The organism is Pseudoselenomonas ruminis, assembly GCF_008271295.1.
In the GTDB taxonomy this organism is placed as follows: Bacteria; Bacillota; Negativicutes; order Selenomonadales; family Selenomonadaceae; genus Selenomonas_A; species Selenomonas_A ruminis.
In genome coordinates this window covers 227790-239797 of the sequence record NZ_VTOY01000001.1, presented here as the reverse complement: position 1 = coordinate 239797, position 12008 = coordinate 227790, and the positions used below count along the sequence as shown (strand labels likewise).

Annotated in this window: 9 protein-coding genes; 1 reads left to right on the top strand and 8 read right to left on the bottom strand. The window is 45.2% G+C overall.

Going from position 1 to position 12008, the window contains the following annotated elements; all coding sequences use genetic code 11:
• Window positions 1-18: 18 nt before the first annotated feature.
• Window positions 19-1734, bottom strand: a complete 1716-nt coding sequence (locus tag FZ040_RS01000; RefSeq protein ID WP_149170286.1) for a phosphoadenosine phosphosulfate reductase domain-containing protein — start codon at window positions 1732-1734, stop codon at window positions 19-21.
• 244 nt (window positions 1735-1978) lie between these two features.
• Between FZ040_RS01000 and FZ040_RS13900 the strand changes: the two genes are divergently transcribed.
• Complete coding sequence (locus FZ040_RS13900) at window positions 1979-2344, top strand: helix-turn-helix domain-containing protein (RefSeq protein WP_187620192.1); 366 nt, start codon at window positions 1979-1981, stop codon at window positions 2342-2344.
• 46 nt (window positions 2345-2390) lie between these two features.
• On the opposite strand, the gene FZ040_RS00990 is transcribed toward FZ040_RS13900, so the two are convergent.
• From FZ040_RS00990 to FZ040_RS00960, 7 genes are all read right to left on the bottom strand, one after another.
• Entirely contained in the window at window positions 2391-4817 is a 2427-nt protein-coding gene (locus FZ040_RS00990) for a DEAD/DEAH box helicase family protein (protein ID WP_222930925.1), read from the bottom strand.
• A complete protein-coding gene (locus tag FZ040_RS00985; RefSeq protein ID WP_255448689.1) occupies window positions 4787-5410 on the bottom strand; it encodes a class I SAM-dependent methyltransferase in 624 nt (207 codons plus the stop codon). The genes FZ040_RS00990 and FZ040_RS00985 overlap by 31 nt, the downstream gene beginning before the upstream one ends.
• A gap of 189 nt (window positions 5411-5599) precedes the next feature.
• Window positions 5600-6949 (bottom strand): ATP-binding protein, encoded by a 1350-nt coding sequence (locus FZ040_RS00980; protein ID WP_187620191.1) that lies wholly within the window; start codon window positions 6947-6949, stop codon window positions 5600-5602.
• Window positions 6950-7151: 202 nt separating this feature from the next.
• Complete coding sequence (locus FZ040_RS00975; protein WP_149170283.1) at window positions 7152-8783, bottom strand: nucleoside kinase; 1632 nt, start codon at window positions 8781-8783, stop codon at window positions 7152-7154.
• An 86-nt stretch (window positions 8784-8869) separates the two neighbouring features.
• On the bottom strand, window positions 8870-9868 hold the full coding sequence (locus FZ040_RS00970) for an inorganic phosphate transporter (RefSeq protein ID WP_149170282.1): 999 nt from the start codon (window positions 9866-9868) through the stop codon (window positions 8870-8872).
• Window positions 9861-10487, bottom strand: a complete 627-nt coding sequence (locus tag FZ040_RS00965) for a DUF47 domain-containing protein (protein WP_149170281.1) — start codon at window positions 10485-10487, stop codon at window positions 9861-9863. Before FZ040_RS00965 ends, FZ040_RS00970 begins: the two co-directional genes overlap by 8 nt.
• A gap of 188 nt (window positions 10488-10675) precedes the next feature.
• Complete coding sequence (locus FZ040_RS00960; RefSeq protein ID WP_149170280.1) at window positions 10676-11920, bottom strand: aminotransferase class I/II-fold pyridoxal phosphate-dependent enzyme; 1245 nt, start codon at window positions 11918-11920, stop codon at window positions 10676-10678.
• Window positions 11921-12008: the final 88 nt, after the last annotated feature.

The following is a 12008-nucleotide window of genomic DNA, read 5'->3' as shown; positions in this document are numbered from 1 at the left end:
CCCTCTTAACTAATGTATTCATTTTGTACGCAGGTATTTATCCATCATACAGCCGCCAGCCAAATATTTAGCATTCATGCACTTATAGCAATGAACGCATTTGTCTGGATCAATATAATAGGAATTTCCAATGATGGAAATCGCTCCTGTACGACAAAGCGATTCACATTTCAAGCAACGACGACAAGCATTAAATTTCCGGATCTGATACCCTACCAATCGCTGCAGCTCTTCATGGTCTTTCACATTCAACGTCTTTACCTTGACAGCATATTCGTAGCCATCCTGAACAAATGGCTGCAATGATAGTATAGGAACATTGCTCTTAACATCCAAGATAATGGTTTCCTGCAACAGTTTCTGCCCTAAATCCCTAGCTACCTTGCCAAAAGGTGTGAACATATTGATCAACTCATCATCATAAGGACGGAACAGCTTATAAATTTTAGAATATTCCTCCGCTGTACAGTTGGTAAACTGCAATTTCACTGTTTTGGCTGCCGCCAACCCATTTCCGCCTTGACGAGCCTTCCATTTGCCGGTATCCACATATACTTCTGCATCGGCTTTTCCTATTTTCTTGGCAAAATCAATCAAAAAGTCTCTCCACTCCGTTGACTTATCTGGCATATAGATGCTAGACAAAAACTGTGCCCTGCTATTGTTGTTAGGGCAGCAATAGCAGCCTACACGGTCATATCCCAAGCGATATGCATCGTTAAAATCAATCTTTTCCGACAGGATATACAACCAGACATCGATGTCTTTCCAGTTAAAAATAGGGGCGGCCACTGTCTGCTGCTGGATTTTCACGGATTCAGTATTCTGCTCTACCCGATTGTACTTACTGCGGCTTACCGACTCATACTTGCGAATTCCGTAAAATGTCAAAATCTGCTGATTGCGATACAGATTGCTGATAATGCGGGTGATAGGACCTGTTTTGAACATAGAACAGCACCAGCGCATCATTCGTGCCGGCGGTCCAATCTCCGCACACATATCCATAAAATTCTGTTCTCTATTCTCAGCTATTTGAAATATTGCCTGGGGATGCTCCTCCCTAAACCTTTTCGCATAATCCAAGGTCATAGGAAATTCCAGCGTGGTATTTCCAAATATATGTACTAAGCTAGGGTTACTTAACGCCTTAGTTACGATATCGGCTACCACGGTAGAATCCTTCCCCCCTGAAAAAGATAGCACTATATTTTCTTGCGGATATCTACTAGCTTCCTTTCGAATAAACTCATGGGCTTCTTCGATAATAGAAAACAAATGCTCACGATTAGCCTCCACAAACAAATCCATTTGACACTGAAAAGCCTCTCTATATTTTCCTATATCGCTTTCCTGTAAAGCTATTCGTATCTCTTTGGTATTTGTCGCCGCATATATCTCACGAGATATAACAGTACTCTTTCCATCTATATAGTAACGGTTTTTGTTAGCCCATATTGCTGACGTCTGTAGACTATATATATCTTTTTTCAACAACAGCTCCAACAATCGCCGTTCCTCGGGAAATACTGGACGTAAATCCGTCGCCATATATTTCAACTTTTTATGACATAGCGGACAATCTTCCTTTTGGGAATCATTGACATATTTTATAACCGGTGTTTGACAATGCCTACAATAATAAATTTCTGTTGGAATATCCTCGATTGTCGTACTACCACAAACCGGGCATTTTTTGTCTAAAGTCTCAATCTTACAATTTTTGCACCACATGTATTTAGAATCCCTCTCAGCTAACGGATTGCGTTATTCCATGGTTATAAATATAGCCGTCTATCCTTACGATGACGGCTTCTTTGCATTATTCAAGGATTACCGCAACTGTAATCTTACAATCTTATTATATAACGAACTTCGTTACTTCTCAACCAAAGATTCCCTTGTATCCTCATTGTTGGTTAGTTGTATCAACTACGTGCACTTTTCCGCTATAATATTTCCAGAGGTGATAAAAAACATGTTCATTGGTAGCAAAATCAAAGCACGGCGCAAGGAGTTGGGGTTGACTCAAACAGAGCTAGGGCAACGCGTCCACAAATCTTCCCAGGTTATTTCCAATTGGGAACGTGGATATACCACAGGCATTGCTGCCGAAGATCTACAACAGCTAGCAACAGCCCTTGCAACTGACATTACCTTCTTCGTATCTAACACCTATACTACCACCTCGAAAGCGATGAACACAGGTCATATACATATCTCAAACATCCAAGAAACCTCTAATGACAGACGTTTGGATTCTCTAATTGCAGAATATCCACATTTAGATGAGAAATCAAAAGATATTATCGATGCCATTGTAGCCTTATCAAAAAAAGACTAAAAAAGCATCATGCTGCTGACATTTTTGTCAACCAGCATGATGCTTTTTAGTCTTTCTCAGCCAAGTACCGACGCCGATAGTAGTCTAAAGCTCGATAATTTACAATATCCTCAAATTCAGCTTGTACCACAGGATTTTTCAAATAAGGTTCCATTTCTGCACAAAAGACTAATGCCCACTCTCCCTCGCTATACATGAATTCGCTTTGTAAATGCGGTATCGGCATTTTCTTTATTTTATCTAGGTGCCATTTTTCTGATAATTTTTTATACTCTTGAAAGCTTTCCACTCTTGATAGATCTCGCCAATTACGATCACGAGCAAAGAAATCCTTCCATACCCGCAGTATATCTGTATAAGAAATTTTCGACTTTAATTCTTTTTCCCCTTGTAAAGCCAACAGCACCGGCATCTTATAAACTTTCGTCATAGGCGTATTGGTTATTTCCTGCAAAAATTGCTCCACCAACGTTCCTTGAAGTTCATGTTCTACAGGCAAAAGTTCGCCTAGCTCTTCCAGATAAAGCCAATAATGCTTAAACGGACTTTCCTGCGGATGCTTCAAGCATTGCTCATAGATTGAAGCGCTCATATACTCAAATAACTCAACCCGATTCGGTCGCTTCTTCAATAACCTTTCTATCCGCAAAAACTCCTCCTTGATTACCGACCTCAGTGATTGGCGTCCTTTTTCCAGCTGTTCAAAAAGATCCAACAGACGCAAATCAAAATCAACATAGCAGGTATCAGGTAATGGTGTTATAACCGTTTCACCATTTTTTTCTCCCTTCTCCTGGCAAAGCAACCCCCTTATCGCCCCCGCATTATGATAGTTTCCAATGAAATCTAGTACTGTCAAGTACTTCTTGTCAGGGAAAAGTCGCAAGCCACGCCCTAATTGCTGCATGAATACTGTTGGCGATTCGGTAGGACGCAAAAACATGACCATATCTAATGCAGGAATATCCACCCCCTCATTAAACATATCCACCGCAAAGACTACCTGCAACTCCCCGACATTTAACCGTTCTATTGCACCAGCACGCTCTTCCGTGAAATCCCCTTCGGCATTGCTATAAACTGCAGCTGCCCTAATTCCAGCTTTAACAAAAAATTTAGTCATAGCTTCTGCATGCTCACAACTAGCGCAAAAGCCTAAAGCTCGCTGCGAATGATATTTTTTGTAATGTTTCAAGATATTCTTCATGCGTTGGATATTCTCCAAATATATGCAATTCAAATCACTAGCAGCATAACTACCCGATACAGGCCTCAAGGCTTTATAATCTGTGTCATCAAAAATTCCATAATATCGAAACGGCACTAGCATTCCCCGAGCTATAGCTGTAAACAAAGATAGTTCATAGGGAACATTATAGTCGCACAACGCATATATACTGCGGCCATCCATTCGTTCTGTTGTTGCTGTTAACCCCAACAAAAACTTAGGCTGAAAATATTCTAATATATTCTGATATAGTTTACTCACAGCATGATGAAATTCATCGACTACAATATAATCAAAATGACGCGCAGAAAAATACCCTTCTCGAAGATATTTCATCTGTCCCAACGTTTCCACCGAGGCAAAGACCAAACTTTTATTCTGTTGCTTGACCTTCCCCGTAAAAAAACCATAATCATCATTACCACGCACATTTCGAAAAGCTAAAGCAGCCTGCTTTAATATTTCCTCCCGATGCGCAACGAAAAGCACCTTCGTATATGACTTAGAATCAAATGCTGCCAGATAAGTCTTCCCAATACCGGTAGCAGCATGAATAAGAGCTTTATCTGCCCCCTCTTCCCTTGTTTTTTGCAGATAATACAATGCTTCAATCTGCGCACCACGGGGCCGATAGTTACCTGTATTATTCACATCATCTACCGCATAAAAATGCTGTGGTTTGCGCCATATCCTGGCATACTGGTGCAACACTTTATCATCTACTAATATTGATTGTCTATGATAAATATCTTGGAACGTTTGGTAAAACGCATCATACTCTTGAGGATTGTCTCGACTATTTAAACAATAGTTCCACTCCACTGATTCTCCCAAACCACTAGCAGATAAATTCGAAGAACCAATAATAAGCGCACTATGGGTATTCATATGAAAAAAATATGCCTTAGGATGAAAACTCTTATCCGCCCCCTTAAAAAAGCGCAGTTCTACCTTATTTCCTAGATAACTGCGCAACAAATAAAGCGCTTGTGGTTCTGTAAGATTAAAATCCGTACCGGTCAGCAAGGTTACAGGAACACCTTTCTCCACTGCCACTTTCAACGCAGGTAAAAGCAACCGCACACCAGACTCTCTCGTATACGCCACCATAATCTCGACACCCTTTGCCTTAGCGATCAATTTTTCTAAAGCTGGAAAGAGTTGTCGCTTAGAATCCCCAGTAAACACCGTAGAAATATTTCCCACGGTGTTCTTTACTGTTTTTTGCACAATATATTCAGCCACCGATCATCCGACCTTTCTTTCCGTACATCTGTCGTTATCCACAGCTTTAAGACTTTCAAAGCGTCATTATCTCGCATCAACTTCTGCCAGCGTTCTTCTGTCATATCCGTAAAATAGCGACCATTACGCATGCCATCATAAACTCCGTACTTGAATGAAGCATAAAATATTCCTTCATTATGCAAACTATTAGCCAAATTGTGCAAGACATCCCGTAAATCATACCAAGGTAAATGTAATAACGAAGCACATGCCCATATACCATTATACGCATCTGTTTCATAAAAATCTAAAAACGACTGACATAATACTGCTTGTTTAATATATTGTTCTGCTAACAACGCCATCTTTTCTGCTCCATCCAAAGCCTGAATCTTATATCCCTTGGACAAAAAATACTTACTATCACGCCCAGCTCCACAACCAAAATCTAAAATATTGCCGCCTAGGGGAATATATGACAAAAATTCTTGTTGCAATTGCCGGAAATTAATTTTCTGTGTATCTTGAACAAATTTTTGCGCATTATTATTATAATATTGCAATGTGATTTCCTGCTCGAATGACATCAACATCCCCCCTTTTTCTTTCATTTTAATATTTCTCTTTATTTCATAGTTCTCATTTACCGTTATTTTGAACCCAAAATACGTTAAATAGTGATAAAACGCAACCGAAAAGCATCCACTTTTCCAAAATAAAATTGAGGATAATCGCATCAGCGATTATCCTCAAAGTATTTTACAATTCTTTTTGATTTGATAAACTGTCATGTTCCCCTTTTAATTCTTATCTTTTATTTGCTGCATAATCCAGCGCCTCAATAAGAAGGTAAGCGCATACGGGAACGTTACAAATCGTTCATTACTGCCAATATTCGTATCCCCCAGCTTGATTCCTCGCCGGATATCTGGATAGTCTTCTTGGGTAATCAGAGCATTTAACGATTTGGTTGCACCATTCTTGGCCTTAACTTCGACGGGGATCAGCGAATCGGCATCGCGAATAAAGAAGTCCATCTCTAGCGTTGCTGTCCGATTGCGGAAAAAGTACAGACCATAACCTTGCGCTGCGAGCATCTGCGCCACCACATTCTCAAATAGTGCACCTTTATAGACACCAAAATTCTTATTCTGGCGGAGATCTTCCTGTGCCTCATCATCCAGCGACGCAATCAGCAGTCCTGTGTCTCCGTAGTAAATCCGATAATTATCCGGATCATAATTTCCCCTCAGCGGCAATTCCGGATGATCGAGGCAATAGCAAATATTTACAATGCCCGCATTGGCCAGCCAATCGGTTACCCCCACGTATTCCCGGCTGCGTGCACCATGAGATACTTTGGAAATTTGAAATTTTTTATTGTCTTTCCCTAGAAATACCGGTATCTTCCGATAGACATTCAATATTTTCGTCTGATCAAGGCCCTGCGCATACTTCGTGATATCTTCTTCATAATCCAGCAACAACTGTTTCTGGAGATTCAGCGTACCACTGTAGTTTCCTTTCTGTATAAAGGACCAAACTACCGCCGGCATTCCCCCAAGAACCAGATATTCCCGGAACGCCTCACGCAAAGCTGACAACGCTGCACTAGACAGCGGTTTCAGCTCAACCATATGCTGATAGAAAGTGTCAATCTGTTCCGCTTTATAACCTTTCGCCCATAAATATTCCTCAAAATCCAACGGATACATCGTAATATCTTCTTTATAGCCTACGCTATTGGATTCAATCTCCTGATAGCTGATTCCCATGAGCGAACCCGAACAAACGACATCGTATCTTCCATCCAGCTTAAAGGATTTGAGACTCGTAGCGCATGCAGGGCAAGCCTGCAGCTCATCAAAAAATACAAGCGTTTTACCTGGTTCTACGCGCAAGGATGGATTCAGGAATGTAATATTCTGGAGAATCGTATCAACCTCGTAACCATCCTCAAAGATAGTCCGATACTCCTTCTGCAGGACAAAATTTATCTCAATTACGTTCTCATAGTTCTGCGCAGCGAAGTTTTTGATGGCTTCCGTCTTGCCAATCTGACGCGCTCCCTTGATAATCAGCGGCAACCGGTCAAGGTCTTTCGACCATCGTACCAACCGGTCATCTATCTTACGTTTTAATCTATTCATCACAAAAATCTCCATAAATCCGTCTCTTATATCACATTTTTCAAGGATATTTTAGGTAATATATCACAGAATTAATAAGTTCTACAGATATTATATCACATTTTTTAAAGTAGCGGTAATTATGGCAATCACCAGAATCAATCTATGAAAAAAGCGATGAAGCCATTTCAGCTTCATCGCTAAACAAGCAAAACAAAACTCATTACTTAAAGAACACCGACTTCCCAATAAATTCTCGCAACAGCGAATTGTTCGGAATTTCGTCTTCGGCGGTGATGTCATCGAAGTAGGCGAAGAAGTCGAGCAGACGCCGGGCTTCGGCGTATTCGGGGACTACAGGGGATATGGTCTCTAAAAGCGGCTCGGCGTATTTTTTTAGCACGCCGATTTCATAGATAAGCGCTGAATTGAACATTACGTCAGCCTCTTCCTGATACGGGAAGATGTTTTTCTCCTCCCCCGCCCGCACGTCAGGCCACTGTTTTAGGGTCTTGAGCGCATGGGCACCCCGCGTCTGATAGTCGCGCACGAGGCGGCGCAGGAGACGTGCGTCGGTCGTAGGCACGCGGTTATGGGAGTCGATATTCAGCTGGGTCAGCGCGCTGATATAGATTTTATATTTCTGCGCGCGCGGGACGGCCTCGCTGAGTTTTTCGTTTAGACCATGAATGCCCTCGATGATAATTGGCTGGTCCGGCGTGACTTTTAACGGCGGCACCTGCGGCCATTCGCGCATTCCGGTCAGGAAATTATAGCGCGGAAGCTTGACCTCCCGGCCAGCGAGCAAATCGACCATGTCGCGGTTAAAAAGCTCGGTATCGAGCGCCTCGAGGCATTCAAAGTCGTATTCGCCGCGTTCGTTGCGCGGCGTATCCTTGCGGGACAGGAAATAGTCATCAAGCGATATCGACACAGGCTCCATACCGTTTACGCGCAATTGGATGCGCAGGCGCTGGGCAAAGGACGTCTTGCCCGACGACGAGGGCCCGGCTATGAGCACGAGCCGTGCTCCCTCGCGATGCTGGGTGATGTAGTCAGCTATCTGGGCAATCCGCTTTTCCTGCAGGGCCTCCGACACGCGGATAACCTCGCCGATATTCCCCTCGCGATTGGCCCGGTTTAAGTCCATCACGTAGTTGCAGTGCAGGATTTTTGCCCAGCTCTTGGACTCGTATAGAATCTGGCTGAGTTTAGGCTGGGGCACCCGCTCACGGATTTTGCCATCCGTTCCTTCATCGGGCAGGCGCAAGAGAACTCCCGGCGGCTCAAAATCCAACGCAAAGCGTCCTAAATCCCCTGTTCCATAAAGCATCGGGCCATACAAATAATCATAGAAATCCCCACAGCGATAAAGGCTTACTTTGGAGCGCTGCAAATTCCCAATCAGCTCTGCCTTTTCGAATTGCTTCGACTGCTCAAAAAGCTTAACGGCCGCCTCACGGCTTAAAACTTCCTTGCGAATGGGACGGTTCTCCGCTACGATTTCCCGCATTTTCTGCTCAATCTGTTCCACCTGCCCCATGTCACGCCAATGACCGGTCAGCTGGCGAATCTCACAGAACAGTCCTTTATTGGCCGTAAACTGCGTAACGACCTCGGCCTCAGGATAAAGCTCATGAACAGCTGTGATGAGCAAAAACAGCACACTGCGCCGGTAAACCTGCCAGCCCGTCTTGCTGTTGAGCGGGATAAATGTCACCTCCCGCACGCCTTTGCTGTCGTTTTGCAAATCGTGAACCTCGCCATCGAGCTCGGCGGCCACAATTTTGCTGGAAAACTCCGCCTGTGCGCGTTTTGCCATTTCTCTAAGGGTGAGTCCCGGTGTCACTTCCATGTTATTCCCTCCCATCCATATACAACTGGATATAAAAAAAGCCCTAGTGTTACTCCTATTGTAACACTAAGACTCGAATATATCTATTATTTAAAAATCGCGCAAACCGCCATGTATGCAAGTGCGCCCATGGCTGCCGTGCACGGAATCGTGAGCACCCAGGCCATTACCATCTGCTGTGCCACGCCCCAGCGGACTGCATTGACGCGCTTAGCCGTACCAACGCCCATGATGGAGCCCGATACGACATGCGTCGTGCTGACCGGCAGGTGCAGCAGCGTTGCCGTAAAGATGACCGTTGACGAGTTGAGGTCAGCCGCAAAGCCCGAAATCGGCTCGAGCTTAAATATCTTACCGCCAATCGTCTTGATGATACGCCAGCCGCCGACTGCCGTACCGCAGGCCATGGCCGTTGCCGCCAAAACCTTTACATAAGTCGGTACTTCGAATACATCGATGTAGCCACCCGAGAGCAGTGCCAGCGTGATGATACCCATCGACTTCTGCGCATCGTTGGAACCATGCGAGAAAGCCATCATAGCGGCTGAAAGCACCTGCATCTTTTTGAAGCGGTGATTGATGGACGATGGACTAAACCGGCCAAATATCCGGAATAGCAGCGTCATCACGATACAGCCGGACACGATACCCAAAATTGGCGAACCAATCAGCGACAGGATAATCTTGCCAATACCGTAAAAGTTCAGCCCATCGGTTCCGACCGATACGAGGACGGCACCGATGATACCGCCGACCAGCGCATGCGAGGAACTCGAGGGAACGGCAAAATACCAGGTGATGATGTTCCAGAGCACCGCACCGACCAAGGCCGCCACAATGATGTGTTCATCAACATGCTGGGCCGATTTTACGATGTCGGTACCGATTGTCTTAGCAACACCGGTACTGTACATGGCCCCGAGGAAGTTGAGCACCGCCGCCATGATAATCGCATGGCTCGGATGAAGCGCACGCGTCGATACCGACGTCGCGATAGCATTGGCCGTGTCGTGGAAGCCATTGATAAAATCAAACAGCAGCGCAAGGCCAATGACGGTAAACATAAGCATCTGTACTTCATGCATATTTCATTACCACTCCCCGGATCATGTCAGATAGTTTCTCACAGTGATCCAGCGTATCCTCGAGCTTTTCCAGGATGTCTTTCCATTTGATAAGCTCGATTGGATCTTTCTCTTTGTCGAAGAGATAGGCGATCTCATGGCGGTAAACGCGGTCACCCTCACTTTCAATCTGGGCAATTTTATGCGTCGCATCCAGGATAGCCGCCTGATTCTTGCGGATGTCTTTAAGCAGCGAGAAGGCCCGGATAGTCTGTTCCGTCGCCTCGATGAGCAGTTTCGTCATCTTGACAGCGCCGCTCATTGCCTTGCCGGTTCTATACATCACAATGCGCTGCAGGGTTCCCTGAAGGTAATCCACGCCATCGTCGAGACCATTTGCCAGTGCATAGATGTCCTCGCGGTCAATTGGCGTAATGAACGTCAGATTCAGTTTATCAATAATCTTGTCGTTGACCTTATCGGCTTCATGCTCCAAGTCATTGATTTCCTTTACCTTGTCAACCGCTTTGCTGTAATCCAGCATAACCTCGTCCATCATCAAAGCGCCCTGATAAAAATAATTGGCGCTGTCGACAAACAGGTCAAAGAACTCGCTGTCTTTCTTTTTGAATTTAAACATACTGTCCTGAGTCCTCCCCGAACGAAATATCACATACACAAGTTTAACTATATCATCATTTGACCTGTCATTCAACCAATAATTTCCCGCACACGCCGAAAAAAAGCCATTCCCTTCTATAATATTAAAGGAATGGCCTTTTCGAAAATATTTTATTTCGTTGCAGAAAGCTTGTCTGGTAAGCGGTCTCAGCCCTCTACTGCCTTGAGCGCTTTAAGAACTTTGGCAGCGATGCCCTTCATCTTGGCAGCCGATACGGAGCAAGCGGCGATGCGGACGCCCATCTTGAGCGGTACAGCAAAAATCAGGTCATCATGCAGCTTGTCGCAGACTGCCTGCGGATCTTTGGCCGGAACCGACAGGAAGAAACCGCCTTTATACGGCAGGGCGTTGAGGCCGCACTCTTTGGCTTCCTTCATGAACAGCATGCCGCGTTCCTGAATCATCTGATAGAATGCGTCACGCTCTTTCTCGAACTGCGCGAGCGTCTCTTTGTCCGCCGAAATCTTTGCTAAGAGAGTCATTGCCCCACGGTTGATGTTTGACCAGGTAGCACGGCTCGTGTACTTGTTGATTTCCTTGAACTCCGTGATGACTTCTTCGCTTGAGGAAACAGCGACGAGTGCGCCCGTGCGCTGGCCATAAGCCGTGTAGCCCTTCGACATCGAGAACGCGAACATAACGAAGATGTTTGCCGGCAGATTGCCGAATTTCTTCATGAACTTGCGCGTCTCGTTCTTCTCGCCAGCATAATCGATGTAGGCGATATCGACGAGGATGCTCATCTTCTTGCCCTGAGCGGCATATTTCTTCGTGAGGTCAAGGACCTTGTCCCAATCCTCTTCCGTCAGGCTAAAGCCCGTCGGATTGTGAGCCGGTGTGTTGATGATAACGAGCAGGCTGTCCTGGGTCTTCATGATTTCGTCGACTTTAGCCGTGTAGTCGGCGATGTTGAATTTGTTGTTCTCATCAAACAGTGCGTAGTTCGTGAGCTGGCAGCCGCACTCGTTGCAGATGACGCTATACGTGCCCCAGAACCAGTCCGACGTCAGCACTTTGTCACCGCGCTCGGCGTAGTTGGCAACGGCGTGATGGATAGCACCCGTGCCGCCAGCCGTAGCGATAGCTGCCGTATAGCCCTCCGGCTTCTGGTCAGCAAACGTCAGGTCAATGACAGCGTCGAGGTAATCCGGCAGGCCCGGAATCGGTGCATAGCGCACATAATCTTCAACCGAAAGGGAACGGAAAACGCGCTCCATCGTCGGAATGCTCGCAAGTTTTCCCTCATCATCCATCATGACGCCCATCGTGGCATTGGTGACTTTATCGGCACCATATTTCTTAGCGGCCTCAGCGCAGGCTGCGCTGGCACCAAAGATTGCATCTTTCAGTCTCTTGCTTGCAGCATGGGTAGCTGCCATACTCGTCGTCATAGGAAATCCCCTTTCAAACATTTAACATAAAGCTTTCGTATCCTAATGCTGCCTTGTTTTCGCAATAAGCAACATAATTCGTACAAAC